The 22,464-nt window shown below is 63.1% G+C and carries 20 protein-coding genes and 1 riboswitch; of the genes, 9 read left to right on the forward strand and 11 right to left on the reverse strand.

What is annotated here, in order from left to right; all coding sequences use genetic code 11:
• Positions 1–111 precede the first annotated feature (111 nt).
• Positions 112–819, reverse strand: coding sequence for a lytic transglycosylase domain-containing protein (locus tag ACBR42_RS07825; protein ID WP_371207677.1), 708 nt, complete (start codon positions 817–819; stop codon positions 112–114).
• 152 nt (positions 820–971) lie between these two features.
• On the opposite strand from ACBR42_RS07825, the gene ACBR42_RS07830 reads away from it, so the two are divergent.
• The 4 genes from ACBR42_RS07830 (at position 972) to ACBR42_RS07845 (ending at position 3,657) form a co-directional block, all read left to right on the forward strand.
• Positions 972–1,202: a hypothetical protein gene (locus tag ACBR42_RS07830; RefSeq protein ID WP_132305144.1), complete on the forward strand. Its 231-nt coding sequence runs from the start codon at positions 972–974 to the stop codon at positions 1,200–1,202.
• Complete coding sequence (locus ACBR42_RS07835) at positions 1,199–2,116, forward strand: TrbG/VirB9 family P-type conjugative transfer protein (protein ID WP_282759002.1); 918 nt, start codon at positions 1,199–1,201, stop codon at positions 2,114–2,116. The genes ACBR42_RS07830 and ACBR42_RS07835 overlap by 4 nt, the downstream gene beginning before the upstream one ends.
• The gene (locus ACBR42_RS07840) at positions 2,116–3,093 is read left to right on the forward strand and encodes a TrbI/VirB10 family protein (protein ID WP_371207678.1); all 978 of its coding nucleotides are present in this window, start codon (positions 2,116–2,118) and stop codon (positions 3,091–3,093) included. The genes ACBR42_RS07835 and ACBR42_RS07840 overlap by 1 nt, the downstream gene beginning before the upstream one ends.
• 225 nt (positions 3,094–3,318) lie before the next feature.
• Positions 3,319–3,657: a hypothetical protein gene (locus ACBR42_RS07845; protein ID WP_102325343.1), complete on the forward strand. Its 339-nt coding sequence runs from the start codon at positions 3,319–3,321 to the stop codon at positions 3,655–3,657.
• A gap of 18 nt (positions 3,658–3,675) precedes the next feature.
• Here ACBR42_RS07845 and ACBR42_RS07850 read toward each other — a convergent pair whose 3' ends face one another.
• A complete protein-coding gene (locus tag ACBR42_RS07850; RefSeq protein WP_102325344.1) occupies positions 3,676–3,885 on the reverse strand; it encodes a hypothetical protein in 210 nt (69 codons plus the stop codon).
• 165 nt (positions 3,886–4,050) lie between these two features.
• On the opposite strand from ACBR42_RS07850, the gene ACBR42_RS07855 reads away from it, so the two are divergent.
• Entirely contained in the window at positions 4,051–4,896 is an 846-nt protein-coding gene (locus ACBR42_RS07855) for a phosphatase PAP2 family protein (protein ID WP_102325653.1), read from the forward strand.
• 89 nt (positions 4,897–4,985) lie between these two features.
• On the opposite strand, the gene ACBR42_RS07860 is transcribed toward ACBR42_RS07855, so the two are convergent.
• From ACBR42_RS07860 to ACBR42_RS07870, 3 genes are all read right to left on the reverse strand, one after another.
• Complete coding sequence (locus ACBR42_RS07860; protein WP_102325654.1) at positions 4,986–6,980, reverse strand: AAA family ATPase; 1,995 nt, start codon at positions 6,978–6,980, stop codon at positions 4,986–4,988.
• 188 nt (positions 6,981–7,168) lie between these two features.
• Positions 7,169–8,164: a hypothetical protein gene (locus ACBR42_RS07865; protein ID WP_102325345.1), complete on the reverse strand. Its 996-nt coding sequence runs from the start codon at positions 8,162–8,164 to the stop codon at positions 7,169–7,171.
• A gap of 291 nt (positions 8,165–8,455) precedes the next feature.
• The gene (locus ACBR42_RS07870) at positions 8,456–9,382 is read right to left on the reverse strand and encodes a formyl transferase (RefSeq protein ID WP_371207679.1); all 927 of its coding nucleotides are present in this window, start codon (positions 9,380–9,382) and stop codon (positions 8,456–8,458) included.
• Between the two features lie 102 nt (positions 9,383–9,484).
• On the opposite strand from ACBR42_RS07870, the gene panB reads away from it, so the two are divergent.
• Positions 9,485–10,315, forward strand: coding sequence for a 3-methyl-2-oxobutanoate hydroxymethyltransferase (panB, locus tag ACBR42_RS07875; RefSeq protein WP_371207680.1), 831 nt, complete (start codon positions 9,485–9,487; stop codon positions 10,313–10,315).
• A 39-nt stretch (positions 10,316–10,354) separates the two neighbouring features.
• On the opposite strand, the gene ACBR42_RS07880 is transcribed toward panB, so the two are convergent.
• Complete coding sequence (locus tag ACBR42_RS07880) at positions 10,355–12,715, reverse strand: TonB-dependent receptor (protein WP_132305140.1); 2,361 nt, start codon at positions 12,713–12,715, stop codon at positions 10,355–10,357.
• A 171-nt stretch (positions 12,716–12,886) separates the two neighbouring features.
• Between ACBR42_RS07880 and phoU the strand changes: the two genes are divergently transcribed.
• Complete coding sequence (gene phoU, locus ACBR42_RS07885; protein ID WP_102325349.1) at positions 12,887–13,606, forward strand: phosphate signaling complex protein PhoU; 720 nt, start codon at positions 12,887–12,889, stop codon at positions 13,604–13,606.
• A complete protein-coding gene (locus tag ACBR42_RS07890; RefSeq protein ID WP_102325350.1) occupies positions 13,596–14,324 on the forward strand; it encodes a response regulator in 729 nt (242 codons plus the stop codon). The genes phoU and ACBR42_RS07890 overlap by 11 nt, the downstream gene beginning before the upstream one ends.
• A gap of 18 nt (positions 14,325–14,342) precedes the next feature.
• Here ACBR42_RS07890 and ACBR42_RS07895 read toward each other — a convergent pair whose 3' ends face one another.
• The 4 genes from ACBR42_RS07895 to ACBR42_RS07910 all read right to left on the reverse strand — a co-directional run bounded on the left by ACBR42_RS07895 (position 14,343) and on the right by ACBR42_RS07910 (position 18,700).
• The gene (locus tag ACBR42_RS07895; RefSeq protein ID WP_110548208.1) at positions 14,343–14,837 is read right to left on the reverse strand and encodes a peptide deformylase; all 495 of its coding nucleotides are present in this window, start codon (positions 14,835–14,837) and stop codon (positions 14,343–14,345) included.
• Between the two features lie 21 nt (positions 14,838–14,858).
• Entirely contained in the window at positions 14,859–15,491 is a 633-nt protein-coding gene (locus tag ACBR42_RS07900) for a hypothetical protein (protein WP_254057983.1), read from the reverse strand.
• A gap of 235 nt (positions 15,492–15,726) precedes the next feature.
• On the reverse strand, positions 15,727–17,301 hold the full coding sequence (locus ACBR42_RS07905) for a carbohydrate porin (protein ID WP_371207731.1): 1,575 nt from the start codon (positions 17,299–17,301) through the stop codon (positions 15,727–15,729).
• A gap of 199 nt (positions 17,302–17,500) precedes the next feature.
• Positions 17,501–17,729, reverse strand: a riboswitch (cobalamin riboswitch).
• A gap of 29 nt (positions 17,730–17,758) precedes the next feature.
• Entirely contained in the window at positions 17,759–18,700 is a 942-nt protein-coding gene (locus ACBR42_RS07910; protein ID WP_102325352.1) for a ribokinase, read from the reverse strand.
• A 105-nt stretch (positions 18,701–18,805) separates the two neighbouring features.
• Between ACBR42_RS07910 and ACBR42_RS07915 the strand changes: the two genes are divergently transcribed.
• A complete protein-coding gene (locus tag ACBR42_RS07915) occupies positions 18,806–19,855 on the forward strand; it encodes a redoxin domain-containing protein (RefSeq protein ID WP_371207681.1) in 1,050 nt (349 codons plus the stop codon).
• Here ACBR42_RS07915 and ACBR42_RS07920 read toward each other — a convergent pair.
• A complete protein-coding gene (locus ACBR42_RS07920) occupies positions 19,845–22,334 on the reverse strand; it encodes an EAL domain-containing protein (protein ID WP_371207682.1) in 2,490 nt (829 codons plus the stop codon). The genes ACBR42_RS07915 and ACBR42_RS07920 overlap by 11 nt on opposite strands.
• Positions 22,335–22,464: the final 130 nt, after the last annotated feature.

Genomic DNA, 22,464 nt, shown 5'->3' on the forward strand with positions numbered 1-22,464 from the left:
AGTCTCCCCGAATGGCGGGGACTGACAGCAGGCATGATATTACATGCACAGCTCCCTGATCCCGTGGCGGTTTTTAGGCATGGATGCCCCCGGTGCGGCGCAGGTCTGCCCCTATTGCGCAGGGGCCGGAGGGTGCGGTGGGGGCGTGAAGACGTCTTCCGGGGCCTGGGTAAAGGCGTCGCGTCCGCGCGGGCTGTCCTGTGGGCCATTGGTAGTGGGTGGCGCGATGGATGTGGGCCGGGTCCTGCCGCCATCGGCAGGGGGCGGGGCCTCAAGGGCCGGGATCATCAGTGTTTCAGGGGTACTGTCATGCTGTGCCGCAAGCGCCAGCAGTCCGGCGACATACCCGTTACGCAGGCCACGGACGGGGCTGCCCGTATTGTAGCAGCTCAGCGCATGGCGAAGCCTGTCCTGCGCCGTGCCGGAAGGGGGCTGTGCGCTGTAGCAGTCATGCAGGACGTGGCTTGCCACATGCAGGTTCCGGCACGGTTCCAGTACCGCTGCGGGGGACAGGCCAAGCCGGGTTATGGTGCGGCTGTTGACCTGTAGCAGCCCGATATCGAAATCATGGCCGTGATCCGCAAGCCAGCGCACGGTCGCTGCCGCTTCCGCCATGCTGGCCGGTGCGCGGGGCAGGCGATAGCGACCGTTGACGTGGACCGCCCATGGCACGCCCGCTGATTCCTGCCGGATCATGAGGGCAAGCGTGCGCGGTGACAGATCCGGCGCGCAGCGGCGACCCAGTGCTTCGACAGGGCTCATCGTCTCCACAGCCGGGATGGTCGTGGCCCATGTCGGGGCTGCTGATGCGCAGAGCATGACCAGTCCCATCCGCCAGCAGGATTGCGCTTTTTCTGTCCCAGACTTGCAAAGCATGAGGGGCTTTTTTATCCTTTTGCCATGTGCGGGTTATCAAAACATGGTGTTGAGCAGTCAGCGGTCATTCCGGTTATAGCCGGATGTCCCTGCCTGTGAGAGCGGAATCAGGGTTTTTCAGTCGTCATCCCGCCAGCGTCCGGGTCAGTATGATGGTGGCGACGGGCATGCTGCTGGCCGCCTGTGCTGCGCGCCCCGGTCACGTCACCCAGCCCAATATGCTGTATCTGGTGCCGGTCAACCATGGCATGCCGCCGGAACTGTCCGGTCACGCGGACGCGGTTGCCCCCGCTGTCCCGCCTGCGGCACAGGCGGGTGGGGCATGATGCGGCAACTGTATCTGCCCGGCCTGCGGGCGCTGATGGCCGGTAGTTTCATGGCCGGGTTCGCGGCTGTCTGCCTGTATCCCGATGGCGCACGGGCGACAGGTAGCAAAAGTGTTTCCCCCTACGATTATCGTATCAAGTCGGTTGTCTATAACCCGCGTGACACGGTGGAGATTGATGGCGTCGTCGGGATTGCGACCGACATCACCCTCTCCCCGGAGGAGCATTACGTCACCCATGCCTTTGGCGAGGAAGGCGGCTGGTCCTTCGCCTGCCGGGAAAACCACTGCTTCATCCGCCCCCGTGAGCAGGAGAGTGACACCAACCTGACCATCGTGACCGACCGCCATGTCTACCATATCCTGCTGCATTACGTGGGCGGGCGGCAGGAAAAGGGACCGGATGGACATGTCCGCACCGTATTCGCCCCCACCCCGTGGGCTGTGGAACAGGCGACCGTTGAGCTGACCTATCTCTACCCCGACGAGGAAAACAGCCGGAAAGCCGCCGCCGATCGCGCCAGCCACATTCAGGCGGAACTGGCCGATGTGTATGGCGACGGACCGCACAATACCGCCTATCGCCGTTCCGACGGGACAAGGGACCGGGCCATCGCGCCGCTGAATGTATGGGATGATTACCGCTTCACCTATTTCCGCTTTCCCGAAAACGGCGTCCTGCCCGCATTATACGTCATGAATGAAAGCGGTCAGGAAACGATAGTGAATGCGGTCGTGCTGGGGCGTGACCATAATATCCTTGCCGCCCAGATGACGGCGCGGCAGTGGCGCATCCGTTACGGAAGTCTGGTCATTGGCGTTGTGAATGACGGGTATAATCCTTCGCTCGGCAGTGCGGAAAATGGCACCATCTCGCCTGTTGTCCGGCGTGTCGCGCGCGATGGGGCATCGTGATGCGCGTGCGCCTTCCGCTGCCTCTTGCGCTGGCTTCCCTGATGATGCTTGCCCTGACCGGGCGCGGGGCACGGGCGGATGATCCGGCCCGCATCACGCTGAAATGCCCCGGTGGCACGGTTGTCGTGGATGGTCAGGGACAGGCGGGCTGTCTGGCAACGCCCGTGGCGGCACCCACCCCGCCCGCGCCCGCTGTCGAAAGCGTGGAAGACGCCGCCATGAAGCGCAGGCTCGGCCATGATTTCGTGTTTGCCACGCCCGTAGCCGATACCGCTGCCGCATCGTCCGCCACGTCGGCCGCCGCTCCCGCCAAGACTGATAACGTGCTGCTGACCCGCCTTCAGCCTGACAGCATGACCCCTGCTGTCGCCACGGTCATGCATAACCAGAACCTGACAGTCGGCAAGGGCACGCTGATACCGTGCGGCATGATAAACGAAATCAACACCACCCTGCCGGGCATGGTGACGTGCCGCGTCAGCCACGATGTCTATTCCATCAATGGCAAGGTCCGGCTGATCGACAAGGGCGCGGTGGCGGAAGGCGAAGTGACATCCGCCCTGCAATATGGCCAGAAACGGATTTTCGTGAACTGGCTGCGCCTGCGCAATCCGGAAGGGGTCACGATCGACCTGCTCAGCCCCGGCACCACGCCCCTTGGCGGCAGCGGGGTCAAGGGCAAGGTCAATACCCATTTCTGGGCCCGTTTTGGCGATGCGATCATGGTGTCGATCATTACCAATGTCGGGCAGATGATGGTGCAGGCGATTACCAACCTTGCGTCCAAACCCGGCACGACCAGTATTTCCACCAGCAGCGATGACACCAATTCCGTCGTGGGGCAGGTGGAAAAGATCATCCTTGCCCAGACCAGCAACGTGCCCCCCAGCCTGTATGTGCAGCAGGGCGACATGGTGCAGATCTATGTGGCGCGGGATCTGGATTTCAGCAGCGTTTACACGCTGACGGACCGGTAGGACTGTTGCCCGGATTTCTTTTCTGATGATGTGCAGTCAGTTTCGATGATGACTGCCGCATGCCGTGTGTACATTGAGTAATTTTCAAGAACAATTCTCGTTATCTTAAAGTAATAAGTTTACGGATGGAGGAATTTATTTTCCTGTTGAACTGTATCCCGGTTTGGCGCGATGATTGGCAGCAGGTAATCCGTTGCTTACCAACCGTCAGGAAAGGGAATACAGATGCCCCGTTTCATGAATGATGATGACCGCCCCGATGATGCGGGCGAAGGCAAGCATGGCACCGCGCGCCGACTGGCGGAGGCCGGGCTGCGCGCTGAACGCGCAGGCGATCAGGCCCGGGCCGACGAACTGTTTGACGAAGCCGAACGCACCGACCCCGAAGCACTGGAAAACGTGCTGATGGAAAATCCCGTCCCGCGCCGCCGGGTATCGGGTCAGGGCTTTGGTGATGACAGGGGTGTGGAACGCATGAGCCGTACCGTGCAGCCGGGGTCCGACGCCCCCTCCCGCGCGGGGATCACGGATGAAGGCAGCGGCGCGGATTCCGAACGCCGCTGAACCCGTTCCAGGCGGGTTCTACAGTGATGGGCCCCACATCCCCGCCAGAAACAGGATCATCCCCAGTGTCAGCATGGCAATGTGGAACATGACCTGACCGGGCATGGCATCGGGACTGATATGCAGTCCGTACATGAACTGGACCACCACCAGCGTCATTCCGATCACGCACAGCGCGATGCGCACCGGGCTGATCGATGTGGGCCATATCTGGTTTCTGCGGTTCATTGCTGCGTGCCTCCGGGCTGTGGCGTCAGTCTGCCATAAAACAGGGTCGGGCAGAAGGCGCATCGCCGCCATCGGGGATTTGCCACGTCCCGCGCGCATGCTATGCGCGGGGAAAGGTCATATGCGCCCATGACCTGCGGCGACCGGTGTACTGACAGGAACATGATGCGTCTCGAACGTTTTGCCACTTCGTATGGACTGGCCGCCTGCGTCGTGCTGCCCCTGCTGGGGACACCCCTGCGCGCGGGGGCGCATCCGCATCATCATCATCCTGCTACGGCCGCCCACGATCAGGCCGCGCAGGCGGAGGTGCCCGCAGGTCCACCCCTGCCCGACGGGCAGGTATTCCTGCCGCCCCCACCCGGCCCGGATACTGCCCAGCGTGCGGCTGATGCCAGCATCTATGGCGCGACCCGCGTGCTGGAAAACACGCCGCGATGGAAACTAGCGCAGGCGGACAACCGCGATACGCCCGCGCATATGGTCTCGGCCTTTTCCTGTGCCGTGGGGTTTACACTGCCGCCTGAACGCCTGCCCGAACTGGTGGGGCTGTTTACCCGGCTCGAACACCGGCTGACCCCTGCGGTACAGGCGGAGAAGAAACTGTGGAATCGTCCCCGCCCGTTTACCGAAGCCGAACTGCCGCGGTGCATTCCGCTGCGGGCGCAGTTGCGGCAGGACCCGTCCTATCCTTCGCTCCATGCGACGCTGGGTTGGGTTGCGGGCCTGATTCTGGCGGATATCCTGCCCGAACGCACGGCATGGATCATGCAGCGCGCGCGGGTTTTTGGTGAAAGCCGGGTTGTCTGTGGCGTGCAGTGGCAGAGCGATGTCGCCGCAGGCTGGATGAATGGCGGCGTGCTGTATTCCGCCATGGAACAGGACGAGGGCTTCCGGCAGGAAATGGACAAAGCGCGGGCGGAGGTCACGGCCCTGCGCACCACCATGGCCGCCCCGCCAGCCGCCGAATGCGCGGTGGAGGCGGATGCCGCAGCCCATCCACCGCAATAGGACTGCGTACGGGGCCATATGCGCGAAAGGCCGGGACGCCCGGCCTTTCGGTTATCTGCCTTATGAATGCACTCGTGTCCGTCCGGTGATCAGGACAGGAACCCGATCCGCCGGTTGCCGTCACGCCCCGCTATTTCGGCCCGCAGCCGTTCAAGCAGTTCATCTGGCGTGGGGTTTTCGTCCAGAAGCCGCGCCCGGCGTAGTACCAGCGCGAAGTCGGACGGGACCAGCGTGCTGACATGGCGCAGCGCGGCGGGTGGTTCCTGATCGAAGAAACGGCGGAAGGCATGGGCTGCCTGTTCAGGCTTCAGATAGCCGAAGCGGGCGCGGAACAGGAAACGCCGCATGCTGGCGGGGTCCAGCTTTTCGACAAGGTTGGTGGTGCAGGCAAAGGGCAGGGGATGCTGTTCCATCCATGTCAGCATTTCATTGACCTGACTGATCTCCCATGACCGTTCGGCCCCACGGCGATCGCCCAGCAGGCTGTCGGCTTCGTCAATGATCAGGAAGGACCCGCTGTCGCATGCCTCGGCAAAGGCGGCGGCAATCTGCTGTTCGCTCTGGCCCACATATTTGTCCAGCAGGTCGGATGCACGCTTCTGCAGTACCGGCATGTCCATCTGGCTGGCCAGATGGCGGGCATATGCACTCTTGCCCGAACCCGGCGGGCCGGACAGCAGTAGCGAGACCGCACGGGGTGCGCCGGGGCGCGCCAGCCGCCGGGTCAGGGCCTGCAGGTCACAATCCGCATTGATCAGCGTTTCGTCGTAATCGGCGACCTCGGGCTGTGACGGCATGGGCATCTGCCCGCCCGCCGCCGCGCGCGCGATGCCGGTCGCGATCATGCTGGCCATGGCCGAATCGCCACCCGCCAGATGGGTGGACCGCAGCGCATTGCGGAAGATGGCGGGGGCGGCGGGAATGGCGCGCGCAAGGTCCGCCGCATCCTCGGGCGCCAGGGCCACCTTTTCCTCCCGCGCCATGTCCTGCCACAGGCGCGTGCGCACGCCGATGCCGGGCTGGCGTACCTCGATGCACAGCGCCATGCGCCGCGCGATGGCGGGGCCAAGCGTATTGAGGTCGTTTGCCGTCCAGATCACGGGGGTTCCACCCTGTTCGAGCAGACGGTGAAAAAACACCCGGCTGTAGGACTGCGGCGGATCGAACAGGCTGGCGGTGAACAGGTCCTCCGCCTCGTCGAACAGCAGGATCGAATCCGTGTTGCGCAGCAGGCGCGTGCTGCACCGCAGGTCGGCCAGCCGTTCATGGCGCGAGGGCTCATCGCCCGCGCTGTCGGCCTCGCCTACCGGATACAGGATCGCGCCGATATGCTGCGCCAGCGTGGCGGCAAATTCGGTCTTGCCGGTGCCGGGGGGGCCATAGAGAAGGATATTGATGCCGGTCGCATGCGTCCGTACCGCCGCTTCCAGCAGTTTTGCGGCAATTTCCGCCTGCTGGCCCAGATGGGAAAAGGCGTCCCATGGCAGGGTCGCGGTGCGGGGCTGGCCCAGCAGCAGGGAACGGATGTCGCCCACCACGCTGGCACGCCGGTTCATGAGCGCCATGAGCCGGGGCAGCAGGGTGATGTCGCCGTCCTCGTCCACGGTCATGAGGCCGCTCATGCGCAACTGCCCGTCGGGGGCGAGAGCGGTGGCGATCGCGTCCTCCTCCTGCCCCAGCAGCAGGTGCAGCAGGGGAATGTCCTCGCACAGGAAGGGACCGCGCGAACGGTTTTCGCACAGGTCATCCCATAGCTGCTCGAAATGGCCGTTCAGGCGGTAGCACATGGCAAGGCCAAGGATCTCGCTGGCGACCCGGCCCAGCCCGGTGGCCTGTGTCAGTTCCTCAAGCCACGTATCCACGTAGCCCCGTTCGCCCGCATGCTGCTGGCGCGCTTCCTCCAGCGCGTGACCCAGGTGTTTCCACTCGGTCGCGGTCGGCGGGGTTTCGCCATCGTGGCGGGGGGCGGCGGGCAGGACCTTGTCGGGCAGGCCAAGTTCGGGTTGGGCCTGCACCACGCAGCGGACCAGGGCACCCGCATCGCGCGCGCCACGATGGATCGACCCATGCAGCATACACAGCATTTCCAGCAGCCGACGCGTTTCACCACGTACGCGCGGCGAACGTGTTGGGACTGGCCTGCGGCGGGGTGCCGGTATTCTGCTTTTGGCTAGCGCCATAAATGGGGTCTCCTGCTACTCCGGTATGAATATAGGTCTTGCAGGGCCGGATGTCGTGGGGGGAGAGAAATTGTTTTCTCTCCCCCCATCCTTCAGCTCCGGTCGGAGAGTGCAAAACCGGTTTCAACCTGTTTCAGCAGGCCATCAAGTTCAGTGCGCCGCAGCGGGTCGGTGCCGGTGGAGACATGGGCGCGGGCGCGTTTTTTCAGGCTGCCCGCAATACGGGGGTTGATGGGACGCTGCGCGCCGTTGCGCAGCAGGTCGGCAATGCTGGCCCCCTGCGCGTGGGCGGCATGCACCACGGAAAACGCCATGTGGTTGACGATGTTCTCGAACTCGAAACGTCCGAAACGGGAATGGCAGCGGCTGAGTTGGTCCAGTGCCGCGGCGTAACGCTCCACCGGGTTGGCCTGTCCCGGCGTGCGGAAATGCTGGGTATGATAGACCGAAGCCTGCCCGTGTTCCTCCCGCGCCAGATCCCATTCGCCAATGGCGGTGCATTCCGTCTCGATCAGGCAGTGCAGCGCACGCGCGTTCAGGCAGGCCGAGATGAAGTCCGTATGGGTCAGGTCATTCCACGCCAGCGCCTGTCCCGCGCGCTGCATGGCGAAACGGAAGCCCCGGCGGCCATCGATGCCGTACAGGATGGTGGTGGTGCCCCGGCACAGCGGATCGGTTCCCGTCACCATGATGTGACTGGCGTCGGTGCGGTGCATGTAATGCTGCCACGTCATGACATCCAGCAGGGTTTCATCTTCCACCATGCGATCCGTGTGGCGACGTACATGGGCCATGAAACTGGTGGCCGCCAGTCCCGTCACAGCGCGCGGGGAAAAGTCGACCTGCCACCATACGCAGGCCTTGAGCAGGTGGAATGCAAGGCTGTCGCACAGCGCCGCCAGACGGGCATCTTCCGCCATGGCGGTATCCGCCTGTCCGTCACACAGGGCGCGTATGGCGCGGAACCGGTTGGAAAGAAGGTCAAGCTGCCGCGCAACCGGCTGCCAGGGGTCGAAATAGTTTACCAGCCGCTCGGGGCGGGAATGCTGCATATGCCAGGTAGCCAGGGCGGAGCGTGTTTCACGCATCGGACGGTCCTTGAAGTATCTGGGGCCATGGGGGCAGATGTTGCGTAACGGTTATTGTTATTGCCGCAGGCATTGCCTGCGTCCTGCACGGCCATGCGTTCAACGCGATGGAAACAGGTCACACAGGATACGGCGCCTGTCGGGGCGACAGGCTGGGGGCGGCGGAATATCTATCGCCAATACGCCATATCCATTCGCATTATAGGCACGAATGTATGATAATCGTTATTAATATCACATTAAATCCGGGACAGGTTCCCCCGCCCGGTAACGCGCATTACCTCGGCCGCGTCAGTAACGCCGCGACCGCTGCATCAGTTCGCGCGTCATGCGTCCGATATCCACCCCGGCCCGCCTGATGACGGACCGGCTGGTATGCTTCGCGTCCACCAGTGTCACCGGCCCGGCGGCGGACAGGGTATGCAGCCCGTCGGTGGCCGGTCGCCACGCGGGGGGAGCTGTCAGGGCCGCAAGGGGGTGGGCGGCAAAGGTACTGGTGGTCAGGGTGGTGATGGCCAGCGGGGTGATGGCGCCCCCATAGGTCCGGGCACAGTCCTGCGTGGGCAGGATGATGGTGCCATCTTCCATCACGACCGGCGTGCCGCCGGGGCGGGCACTGTGTATGTCGCGCCGCACGGGATTGCCCGGATGCGGATGCCACGGCCCGCTTATGCGGTCGGCCCATGCAACGTGCAGGGTATCGATCCGTGGGCGTGCCGCCTCATCCCAGGGGGTATAGAACAGCCACCATCTGCCATCGTGGAACAGGGGGGAGGCATCGATCAGCGCACCGGGAAAGACGCAGTTTTCCACCGCTTTCCAGTGAAAGGGGAAATCCGTTGCCCGGTACAGGCGCTGCGTGCCGCTGGCCCCCGATTCCGGCATCATCAGGAAACTGCCGTCCGTATCACGCATGATGACGGGATAGGACAGGTGCCACGGCTCCACCAGAACGGGGCGGTGCGACAGGATGCGCAGGGTGCGGTCCAGCACGAATACGTCGATGCGTCCCACCTTCACGCGGTAATCATAGGCTTCGGCAAACAGATACAGACGGTCTTCATGCCAGATGCCGAACGGGTCGGCCAGAAAGCGGAAGGAACCGGGGTCCGGCAGCCATGTAACCGGTATGGAATCCAGCGTACCGGCGCGGATGATATCAGGCAGCGGACGGTTTATGATGCCCGTCTGCCATATGTCGGTACGGCCAAGTCCCATGACGCTATCCCGCTCCTGTCCGGGTTGGATTTGCAAACACAGGGGTGCTGCAATATGCCAGATGCCATCTGTACCAGATGGAATATCAGGGGAATAGCAAGCATGGCCAATGTGGAACAGCCCCGGCGGCGGACCATTCGTGACGTTCGCAAGGGGGACGTGCCCGGTGTATGGCTGACAGCCTATACCGCACCCATGGCACGCCTGCTGGACGGGCACGTGGATGTCATGCTGGTGGGGGATTCGCTGGGCATGGTGGTCTATGGCATGCCCGATACGCTTGGCGTGAGCATGGATATGATGATCGCCCATGGCGCGGCCGTTGTCCGCGCATCGCGGCAGGCGCTGGTGGTGGTGGACATGCCGTTTGGTTCCTATCAGGAATCACCGGCGCAGGCTTTCCGCAATGCGGCCCGCATCATGGCGGAAACCGGCTGCGGCGCGGTCAAGCTGGAAGGCGGGACCGAAATGGCCGCGACCGTCAGTTTCCTCGTCCAGCGCGGCATACCGGTATGCGGCCATGTCGGACTTATGCCGCAGGCCGTCAACACCACCGGGGGCTTCCGCACGCAGGGCCGCGATGAACAGCAGGCCCGCAAGGTGCATGACGACGCCCACGCCATTGCCGCCGCCGGGGCCTTCGCCGTGGTGCTGGAAGGCACCATAGAGCCTCTGGCGCGTGAAATCGCAACCAGTGTTCCGGTGCCGGTTATCGGCATCGGGGCATCGCCTGCCTGTGACGGGCAGGTGCTGGTGGTCGATGACATGCTGGGCGTGTTCGGCACGTTTACGCCGCGTTTTGTCCGCCGCTATGCCGATGTGGGGAATGTGATTGAAGATGCCGCCGCCCGTTACGCCGATGACGTGCGTGCGCGCCGTTTTCCCGGACCGGAGGAATGTTTTGGCGTGCGCCGTCAGGTTACGCCGGGCTGATCCCCTTGCCCGCGCCGCATCGGCGCGGGCATGCGGCCTTCAGAAGCCTGATGCTGCCGTAAACAGCACCGCCAGCCCGCCGCCCACGTAATATTGCGGCCCGTCGGCTGCGGTCAGGGTAGGGGTCGCAACGCCGGACAGGTAATGCTGGTTGGTGATGTTGACGAAGTTCATCCGGAATTCGGGATGTGACAGAAAGGCGTGGTCGTCCATGCGGTAGCCGATGGCAAGATTGCCCGTGGTGTGGTCGGGCATGCGTTCGTCATTCATGAAGGTGGAATACTGCCGGCCCGTGTAATGGACCGACGCGATACCGAAGAAGTGGCCGTCATCATAACTCAGTCCGGCGGAAGCCTGCAGCGTCGGGCTTTCCACCGCTGTCTTGCCCCGCGTGGCCAGCATGCCGCTGGTGGAGGGGATGTCACTGTCAATGGTCGCGTGCAGGTATTCCCCCGACAGATAGGGTGCGAAGTGATGCCATGGCTTCAGCCCGATTTCCACATCGACCCCGCGTGATGTCTGGCCCCCGCCATTGATGGTGGAATCAACCTGCGCGCCGTTCACGTTCAGCAGCGTCTGGATTTCGCGGTTGGTGAAATCATAGTTGAACAGCGTAAGGCTGCCGATAATCAGGTTGCCGCTGTAGCGGTAGCCCAGTTCTTCCGATACGGAATATTCGTTCTTGAGCTGGGTTGTGATCCCGCTGGCCGTCACTCCGCCAAACAGCGCGCTTTCATCCGGTGTGCGGAAATTGGTGGTGGTGTTGAAGAATACCATATGCCGGGGCGTGATGCGGTAGCGGATGGCGATGCGCGGCAGCGGCGTAGCGGCATTGCTGCCCGCAGCCGTCTGCACGCCAGCCGAAGTGGTGGTGCCATGGCGGTCCAGCATTACTTCCTTGAAGCCGACATCAACCATAAGCCTGTGGTTGAGGAAGTGCATCCGGTCGCCCACATACAGCGCATTGGTCTGGGAAATCATATGGTAGCTGCCTGCATCAAGCTGCTGGCCATCGGGCAGCAGCACGGTGCGGCTGATCCGGTCCACCCATATGTCCGGCGCGTAACCGCTGCCGTTTACGGCGGTAAAGGGCTGGTGTTCGCTATCGTCGGAATAGTCGTACCAGTAGCCGAACACCAGATCATGGTTGGCTACCTGCCAGTCCAGGGCGGCATTGAAGCCGGAACGGTAACTGGTCTGGGTCCAGTTGGCGCGCACGACGGCATCCGCATCGGGCACCCCGGCGGGGCTTGCCCCGCTGAACATTCCGGTTTCCCCCATCGTCGTGCCGCCGGGATCGTTGCCGTAGCTCCATTGGGCATAGGGCGTGAGCTTGAGGTGCAGCCGGTCCGCCAGCGTCAGCCGCGCCGGTGCCGCGACGTAGAAGATACGTTCGGGCTGGCGGTACAGCGCCCAGTAATCGGTGCCCCCCGCGGCATCGTTCGGGTTGTAGGTGGCGGCAAGGTTGTTTGCCGCCCCATGCGGTCCTTCGGCCTGCCAGTCCGCCTTGTCCACGGGGGGATAGTAGCTGGCGACCATCGTATTCCACGTGCCCAGCACCGAAACGCGGTTGCCCGCCCCCCATTCGCGCAGGAACTTGAAATCGATATGCTGGCGTTCATCATGGCCGGGACCGCGCCAGTTATCGGTATAACCATGGGAATACGACACGAAGCCCCGTATGCCGGTATGCCCGATCTGCCCCGTTTCCAGCCGCAGGAACTGCCGGTTGGTGTTGTACGAACCATAGGACACATCCGCATACCCACCCGCGCGGGTGGATGGATCGCGGAAGGACAGGTTCATGAGGCCACCCGCCGCGTTCAGCACGGGGGAATCAAGATCCGCCGATCCCTGTTCGAGCGAGACGCTCTGGTAATTCTCGGTATCGGCGAACTGACCCGGATAACCGTTATAATAGGCGATGTCGTTAAGCGGCATGCCTTCAAGCACGTAACCCAGCGAATCCCCGCCCAGCCCGCGTACGCTGATATTGGTCTGGGGTGAAAATCCCAGCGGATCGGATGAGGATACATTGGCGCCCGGCAGCAGGCTGACCATGTCGAACGCGGTAGCACTTGGCGCCTGCTTGCGCATGAAATCCGTGCCGATGGTGCTGACGGATTTTGCCGCGTCCTCCTCCCGGATCAGGCCGCCGCCGGGCTGGGTGCCGACCACGTGCTGGCTGGTCACGGTCATCCGCTCCACCTTGGGGGCGGCTGGCTGGCTGGTGGTATGGGACGTGGCCGGGGCGGCGGTGGATGTGGCGGGGACGTTGTCGTTACCCGCGGCCATGCCCGGCCCCATGCCCAGCGCCATGCCAAGGGCCGCCGTAAGCATCTGACGGCATGAGAGAATACCGGCATCGGGCACAACAGGGGGGCGGGGTGTGCGCGGCATTTCGTATTCCTGAAAAAATCTTTTTATTTCATTATTTTGTCCCACCCCGCTGGGGTATGACATCGTCTTGAACAAATTCGGGACCGATATAATATACTCAAATAGCGTATCGTAAGCCCCGTTTTCGGGCACATCCCGTATAATTGTGCGGGCAGGCAGGAAGGTTCGCAGGTGGGACAGGAATCGGCACATATCGTACGCAGTTATGAACAGGAGCTGGAGCATCTGCGCTCCATGATGGCACGCATGGGCGGGCTGGTGGAGCGACAGACATCGCAGGCCATCGCCGCCATCGCCGACCGTGACGAAAGCGCCGCCGGGATCGCATCCGACCTCGATCCGCAGGTCGATACGCTGGAACGCGATGTGGAAGCCATGGTCATCCGCATCCTCGCCCTGCGTTCGCCGGTGGCGGGCGACCTGCGTGAAGTGGTGTCGGCGCTGAAGATCACGGGGGACATGGAACGCATCGGCGACTGCGCCGCTTCCATCGCGCGGCGGTCGCTGCGGGCGGAACTGGTGGCGTCGCGCGTCTCGCTCAGCGGGCTGCGCGGCATGGGCCGCCTTGTGCAGGACAACCTGCGCCGCGCCATTGACGCGATGAGCCAGCGCAACGCCACGCTTGCGCGGGAAGTCTGGCAGTCCGATACGGCGGTGGACGAACTGTACAACGCCATGTTCCGTGAACTGGTTACCTACATGATGGAAGACCCGCGCAACATCGGCGCCTGCACGCATCTGCTGTTCATCGCCAAGAACCTTGAACGCATAGGCGATCACGCCACCAACATCGCCGAACGGGTCTATTACACCGCCACGGGCGAAATCCTGCCTGTCGTGCGCCCGCGTGGCGGCTTCTCCGGGCAGGGAGGGCGGGACGGTGCAGCCTGACCGACCGCTTCGCATCCTTGTTGCGGAAGATGATGCCGCCCTGTCCGTCATGCTGTCCTACAATCTGGAGGCTGCGGGCCACACCGTCATGCCGGTGGATAACGGTCTGGACGCCCTGCGCGAAGTAACCGAGTGGAAGCCCGACCTCGTGCTGCTGGACTGGATGATGCCGGGCCTGTCAGGGGTGGACCTGTGCCGAAGGCTGCGCATGGCCACCGCCACGCGCTACCTGCCCGTCATCATGCTGACCGCGCGCGGGGAAGAACGCGATTCCGTCCATGCACTCGATCTGGGTGCGGATGACTATCTGGTCAAGCCGTGCGGGATGGACGTGCTGCATGCGCGTGTGCGCGCCGTCATGCGGCGCAGCATGGGCCGGGCGGCGGGGGCTTCCGCCCTGCCGGTGGAAGACGTGCTGAACTTTGCCGATGTCACGCTGGACCACGGCGCGCGCCGGGTTACGCGTGGGGGGGCAGCCATTGCCCTTGGTCCCACGGAATACCGTATCCTGCTGCACCTCATGCGCCATCCCCGCCGGGTCTTTTCACGCGCCGAGATACTGGCATCGGCGTGGGATGACGGCATCCATGTGGAGGAACGCACCGTGGACGTGCATATCCGCAGGCTGCGTCTGGCGCTCAACGCATCCGGCGGGGCGGACCTGATCCGTACGGTCCGTTCCAGTGGCTATATGCTTGATGACGGGAAGGTGGACTGAACCCGGTCCACCCATCCATTACCGTTCCAGCCTGGCGAACCGTTTGACCGCCCGTTCCCGGCGCAGGCGGGACAGGCGGCGTATCCAGAAAATGCCGTTGATCTGGTCGATTTCATGCTGGAGGCACACGGCCATGAGGCCATCCGCCTCCTCCTCGGCCTGTGTGCCATCGGGGCGGGTATAGCGCACCCGCACGCGCGCCGGGCGCGTGATCGGGCCATGGATGCCGGGCATAGACACGCTGCCCTCCTCACGGGTTACGCTTTCATCGGACTGCCAGACGATTTCCGGGTTGGCATAGACATGCGGCCCGTCACCGTCCGGCAGGTCAATGACGACAAGCCGCTGGCTGATGCCTGCATGGCAGGCGGTAATGCCGATGCCGGGTGCCGCATGCATGGTTTCCAGCAGGTCGGCGGCCAGTTGCCGCGTAGCCGCCGATGAGGCGTCCACCGGGTCTGCGACCTGTTCCAGGCAGGGATGTGGAAAGCGGATGATGGGCAGAATGGCCATGACAGGTGTCCGGGTCCCCGGTCAGTAAAGGAAAGGACCGTTATCGTCCGCGTTCAGGTTGGTGTAGTAGGGAATATAGAAATTCATGCCAAACGGGCTGTAGGTATGGTCAATGCCCGATACGGGCCGCATGGGTTTGACATCGTGTTCGGCAAGGCAGTCGTACAGCGTCTCGCGCAGGGTGCTGTTTTCCTTATCGGACTTCGGGGTGCCGTAAAACAGTTCATGCGCGTAGGGTTTGCACGCCTGCGGCGTATGGTCGTAATAGCGGGCGTACTGTTCCTGCCGGTTTTTGATGATATCCGCATCGGGTATCCACTGATGCGTGGCGACTGATGTATGCCAGATCTGCTTCCATCCGGTGTGCATGTGGGGCAGGCGGGCAATGGCGACGCCATCCTGCCGTGTGCCATCCTTGCGCACCACCGTGCCGTGACAGGCCAGAACCTGCATATGGTCGTCATAGACGGCGCTCTTGATCGTGCCATCTTCAAAACGGATTGCGGGGGAAGCCTGCGGCGCACCCTGATTGGCAGTTGCCACCACGGCGGACGTCACGGCTGGCTGTCTGCAGTAATTCACCAGTGGACGCGGTGCATGCTGCGCGCAGGCGGCCATGCTGAGCGGGAGACATAAAGCAACAAGACGGCGCAACGGATTCTTCCTTTACAGTTAGGGTGCGTGACATGGTCATCCGCCCTGTCCCTTCACGGGTATAGAAGGGCTGGCGGCCTCACAATAATGTAAATTTCAATGCCGGTCTGTGCTTTTGTTCCCGCATGACCTGCCGGGACCGCCAGTATGTGCTGGCAGTCCCCTTGTGGTGTGAAAACATTTCCATTTGACCCCGTGCATCACGACGGTAATGCGGGGGGCGAACGGGACGCTTTCAGAAGGTCAGGCTACTGTGCAGGCCGAAAACGGCCTCGTTGCCCACGCGGCGGTTTCCGGTCCAGTCCGCCACCCCGCCGGAGGGGTTCCAGACGTACTGGAAATCAGGCTGCATCACCATCCACGGCGTGACCTGCGCCTGATAGGTCAGTTCCAGATGGTTTTCGTTGCCCTGCACGATCGATCCGCTGTCGCGGTCGAACTGGCGCTGGCCTGAACTGGCCCGGCCGATGCCCCAGCCCAGCCCGATCGTGTCGTTGTCACGCCCCCTGAACGGCGCCTTCAGGTTCACGCCCGCATCGATGGCGAAGCTGATCAGGTTGCGGTCGCCACCATTGCCGGTCGCACGCAGGAACACGCCCACCGACCGTGCGGATTGCAGCGAAGGCCGCCAGATCATCTGGTCGATGATGCCATACACCATCCAGTTGCCCCGGTCCCAGCGCGGGGTCAGGTCGGACTGCGTGCTGTTCACGTTCAGCGTCGCCGCCCCCAGCGAACCGCCATTGCGGTTATACCGGTAATCGGCGAATTTCGCCGTGTCGTAATACCCGCCCAGCTTGTAGATGCCCGGCAGGCCGGGGTCTTTCGTCACATGGGACATGTCGGCGGGCTGCGGGTTCAGCGCGTATTGCAGTTCGGTTATCAGCAGCGCGCCGGTGCCCATGTTGAAGTTGGTGCCATTGGCGCCGTCATAGGTCTGGCTGGTGGGATCGGAATTGTAACCGCTGATGGACCCGGTAGCCTGCTGGATGGGAAGCGAGTTGTAGCGGTTGCCCGGCGGGTTGTCGTCGGCGGCGGCGAACATGAAGGTGAACTTCTCGCTGGGGCGGTAGCGGACGCGGATGGCGGGCGAGGACAGCGGCCATGACGGGCCGCCGCCATACAGGTTGACCGACGGGGCCATGGGCCAGCCGAAATTGGCGTTGAGGTAAAGCGATGCGTAATCGCTGATGAGGAATTCGGTATCGAGATCCTGCTGCCCGATCTTCACGTCCAGCTTTCCGTTAAGGAAGGTCTGCTGGTACCACAGTTCGAACAGGCGGGTGGAGCGGTCGGCCTCGAACCCGCTGACGGGGTTGAAGTTGGCCAGATGATCCTGCGAGATCGAACGCCCGCGCGTCTGCAGCGCGCTGATCTGGAACAGGCCGCCCTTCAGGCCAAACAGCTTTTCGGTATCGACGGTCAGCGTCGGCATGGTCACGCCGTCATAGGACGGGCCGGTGCCCGAACCGGCTGCCCCGTCATTGCCCGAGGCCGAACCGCCGGTGCCGTTGCCCCAGAGTTCATCGACTTCCTGAATGTCGAAGGTGATGCCGTGTTTGTACAGCCATGGCCGCGCACCCCACATATTGCCCAGCAGGTTGCCGCTGGTATCGAGCCTGTCACCATCGCCCGCGGCCTTTTCCTCCGCATCGGCCTGCGCGCGTTCTGAATCGCGCACCGTCGCAGGGTCGATCTGCTGGACCAGCGGGGTGGAATTGCCAAGGCGGGCGCGGTCCTGCGCAAGCTGGGTGAGGGGTGTCTGGGCGTGGGCCTCGGGACTGCCGGCAGTGCAGCAGCCCAGTAACATGATGCGGGGCAGGTACCTGCGCACCCGCAGGGAATGAAAGAATTTCATCTACAAAAACATCCCGTCAGGATGGGTCTGGTCATAACCGGCCACCACGCGGCGTTAACCGGGTGTCTGGTCGGTGCGGAACTGGCAATACGGGATGTTAACTGGTCGGATACATTCTTTTATGCCCATCTCCGGGAATACCCGCCCGGCGATATGGTAGGGGGACAACGGCAGGTCTCCTGGCTTGCGGGTCATTGCATTTCATCTACCTTCCCGGCCGGAGCCAGTGGTTGCCGCCTGATGGCGACGCCAGATGAAATACTCTCCGCCTACAGTTGCGGGTACAGCTACCGACTGCAACCCCGGGCATTGCACCCTGCCGGGTCTACGGCATTCCCTCTTTTACCCGCTTGCACGGGACCGTTGACTGATGGGGCGGACTATAATGCCTGCCGTCCTGCATGCAAGCTCAGCCCGGTGTCCGGTCAAGCAGGCATGCGACTTCATCGGCGGTCGGTGCCGCTTCGGCCGCACCCGCTCGGGTGGTGGCCAGCGCCCCGCAGGCAGCCGCATAGCGCACGGCCTCGCCCAGCGTCGCCCCACGCGCCAGCGCAGTCGCCAGTCCGGCGTTGAAACAGTCCCCGGCCGCGACCGTATCAATCGCCCTGACCGCGAAAGGTGGTACGAAACCCCGTGTCGTGGCGGTGGAATATACCACGCCCCGGTGCCCCAGCTTGATGATGGCCGTGTGCGTGCCGCGTTCATGCAGGATCCGGGCGGCGTGCAGGGCGGTAGCTTCATCGACGGGCAGGATACCGGTCAGTTCGCGCGTTTCGTTTTCATTGGGGGTCAGGATATCCGCCAGGGCGAATAAGGCGTCGGGCAGACCGGTTGCAGGCACCGGGGCCGGGTCCAGCACGACCGGTATGTTCCGGTCACGGGCCTGTCGTGCAACGGCCTGCACCAGCTCCGCATCCATTTCCATCTGCATCATGACTACTGCCGCATTGTCCAGCACCGGGGCCAGATGGGAACAGGCTTCGGCCCCATGGGCCATGTTGGCGCCGCCATCCACCAGAATCTGGTTTTCCCCCGCATGGTTGATGGTAATGAAGGCCCGGCCCGTGCCCGCCTGCGGATCGGCCAGAAGCCAGCGCGCGTTCACCCCGGCATCGTGCAGGGTGGTGCGCGCCATCTCGGCCAGCATGTCGGTTCCGGTCCAGCCAGCCAGTGCCACGTCCTGTCCCAGCCGCGCCACCGCAACCGCCTGATTTGCGCCCTTGCCCCCCAGCCCGGTCGTGGAGGAATGGACATGCAGCGTTTCACCGGGATGCGGGAAACGCTCGACATGCGTGACAAAATCAATGTTCGTGCTGCCGATCACGGCAATATGGGCGGGGGACGTGGACATGGCGGACCTGACATGATGCAACGGATGACAACAGTCATATCAGCACGTCGCCAGACAGAAAAATATATGGTGCTGGCATGATGCCGCCATGGGGGATGGGAAATCATGAACGTATTGCCGGTTGCAGCGGGCGATCCGGCCCCACGGTTTGTGCAGCGCTGTACAACGCGGTGGGGTCATTACAGCTTTGACATGGCGGCGGGCCGATACAGCATTCTGTTCTTTTTTCCCTCCACCCTTGATCCGTGCGCGGCTCGCGCCCTGTCGGTCATGCGGGCGCGGGCCGCGCAGCAGGCGGACGGTGCGGTCGGTTTTTTTGGCGTCAGCGCGGACAGTGCGGATGAAACCCGTATCCCGGTTGTAACAGGCGGGGAATCCATCCGGTTTTTCCGGGATGCCGACCGCAGGGTGCATGACCTGTACGGGATCGGGGTGGGGCAATGCTTCTGGGTCGTGGTCGATCCCATGCTGCGTGTATGTCTCAGCATGCCCGATGCGTCGGGTGTGGCGGCGCGCGTGCTCGATCATGTCATGCGCCTGCCGCCCGTGCAGGATGGGCCGGTTCCCGCACTCATGCTGCCTGCCGTGCTGGAACCGGCGTTCTGTCAGGTGCTGATGGATTATTACCACACGCACGAATCCCGTCCGTCTGCCGTGCTGACGCGCGGGGCGGATGGAAAGCCGGTCAATATAATTGATTCTGGGTTCAAGAGCCGACGTGACTGCCTGTTACGCGACGGTGATCTTGTCCGGCAGTTACAGGCGCGCATCATCCGGCGTGTGGTGCCCGAAATTACCCGTGTGTTCCAGTGCACCGTGACCCGCATGGACCGCATGGTGCTGGGCCGGTACGATGCGGCGGAGGGTGGATGCTTCGGTCCGCATCGTGACAATACGGTGCCGGGCGCGGCCCACAGACTGTTCGCCATCTCGATCACGCTGAACGATGATTATGGGGGCGGGGAACTCACCTTCCCCGAATTTTCGTCGCGCGGCCTGCGGCCGCCTGCTGGTGGCGCGGTGGTGTTTTCGTGTGCGCTGCTGCATGCGGTCCGCCCGGTAACGCAGGGGGTGCGGTATGCGTGCCTGCCCTTTGCGTTCAACGAGGCGTCCATGGCGGCGGCACGGGAAGCCAGCGCTCCGCTTACGGGTTGAGGGCGGACTGGAACCTGCGTTCGCGTATCCATGTATCGAGTGATTCAGCATCCATTGGATGGGCGAAATAGTATCCCTGGATCACGTCACAGCCGATGGCGCGTAGCTGGATACACTGTTCGGCTTCTTCCACGCCTTCGGCAATTACGGTCATGCCCAGCGTATGGCCAATGCGGATGATGGCGGTCACCACCTGCCGTACATTGCCGGTGCTGCCGAAGCCCTTCATGAAACTGCGGTCGATCTTGACCTCGTTTATGGGCAGGCTGGCAAGGTTGGCCAGACTGGAATAACCGGTTCCGAAATCGTCCATGGACAGGCCGATCCCCAGATTGCGGATCGCGACCGCCGTGGTCATGGTCTGCTCGAAATTCTCGATCATGGTGGTTTCGGTCAGTTCCACGATCAGCCGTTCCGGCGGGACGTTGGTCTGGTGCAGCACGGTGGCAAGCTGGGAAACCAGTTCGGGGTCCTGAAACTGTATGGCGGACAGGTTGACCGACACGGTCGGCACCGCCACGCCGCGTGCAATCCATTCGGCCATCTGTTCACATGCCACCCGTAACGACCATGCACCCAGCGCGCGGATCTGGCCGGTTTCTTCCGCCACGGGAATGAACCGCCCCGGCGGGATAGTGCCCAGCACCGGGTCGGTCCAGCGTGACAGGGCTTCCACCCCGTGCAGCCTGCCGGTCAGCACGTTCACCTGCGGCTGGTAGACAAGGTTCAGCCGTCTGTCGGCAATCGCTTCACGCAGGCTGGACGCCAGTATGACATGGTCATCGGCCTGCCGGGTCATGGACGGATGGAAGAAACGGTAGCAGCCGCGGCCCGCCTTCTTGGCCTGTGCCAGCGCGGTATAGGCCTGACGGAGGGTTTCCTCCATGTCCTGATCATCGATATGGGTGCAGATGCCGATACTGCCCGAAATGCTGACCGGGATGCCATCCACGGTAAACGGTTCTTCAAGGTTATGGATGATGCGTTCGGCCAGAAGGGTAACGTCGGGCGCGTTTTCTTCGGTAATGATGACGAACTCGTCCCCTTCCGTGCGGATCAGGACATCGCGCCCGGCAATGCCGTGGCGCAGGCGGCGGGAGAGTTCCAGAAGTAGCTGGTCGGCCCGGCCCTGTCCCAGTGCCTCCACAATCTTGCGGAAGCGGTCGAGGTCGATGATCATGAGGCTGATCGGGGCGGCGGGCTGGCGGTTATCAAGTTCCTGCATGCGGCGGTTGAGCCACATGCGGTTGGGCAGGCTGGTCAGCCGGTCCGTATAGGACAGGCGTATGATGGATTCACGGCTGCGCTGCTGTTCGATGGCCAGCATGGCCAGATGCACGCAGGCGCTGACGATGCGGCGGTGCCAGACATCAGGTGCGCCGGGATTGCGGAAATACAGTGAAAAACTGCCCGCCACATCGCCGTTGCGCAGGATGATGGGCACGGCCCATTCCGCTGCAATCCCATGCGCGCGCATGGTGGCGCGCAGTTCGGGCCAGCGGGTTTCGGTGGCGAAATCCGCCACGACCACTTCTTCCGCCGTGGCCATGGCCGTGCCACAGGCCCCGCCTGTCGTGCTGGCCTCCAGCCCTTCAAGAGCGTGGAGCATGGGCAGCGGAATATTGCCATGGCCGCCCGGACGCACCGTCGGGCCACTGCCCAGCATGGCCACGGCCATGCAGTCGGGCGCGATCAGTTCGATCCGGCGGCACATGAAGTCCAGCATGACATCCAGCGGGAACTGGTCCGTCAGGGCTTCCACCACATCGCGTTGCAGTTCGCGTAACTGCTGGTCATGGGTGATGTCGTGCAGGACGACGATAATATCGCTTAACGTTTCATTCGTCGCGTAATGGGGGGTGACCGCGCAACGCAGCCGCAGTTCCCTGCCCTGCGGGGTGCGCGTGCGCATATCCAGTTCGAAGCCGGTGCGGTGCGAGAGGTGCTGCTGGAACTGGCGCAGGGTTTCGATATCGCCCTGCGTGTCGGACAGCAGGGAACTGAAGGCCATGCCGTGCAGCACATCCGCTTCCGTGCCAAGCAGGGCGAGAATGGCGCGGTTGGCATGGGTGATGCGGTATTGCGGGTCAAGAACCAGAATGCCCCGGTCGGTCGCATGGACGATCAGCTTGCTGATCTCCACTTCCTCGCGGTTGCGTTCTTCCTCCGTCCGGTCGTGCAGGCAGAGCAGTTCGTAGGGATGGCCGTTCCAGTTTATGCCCTCACGGCACAGATGCACCGGCACGCCCAGCCCGTCCCGGCGGCGCAGGGTGGTGTGGCATTTGCGCGCCCCCTCCACCGGCATGGGTTCGCAGGCGTGGGACAGGTCGGGAAACAGCCGGCCCAGCCGCGTGTCGGCCATTTCGGCCTCATTATGGCCGGTCATCTCGCGGGCCGGGGAATTGCTGTAGACGATACGACCCGACCCGTCCGCTATCATCACGGCAAGCGACAGCTTCTCCAGCAAGGGTGAAGACATCTGTGAGATGTCCGACATGGTCGCCTCTTTCACTATGTGTCGTCTCACTTCACCAGGGGTAGCGGATGGGGTCGTCACGGCATGAAGGGCAGGAGTGTGGAACGGCGCAGGCTGTCAGGCAACAGCGATC

Origin of the sequence: Komagataeibacter sp. SM21, from assembly GCF_041402665.1 — a bacterium.
Lineage (GTDB): Bacteria > Pseudomonadota > Alphaproteobacteria > Acetobacterales > Acetobacteraceae > Komagataeibacter > Komagataeibacter saccharivorans.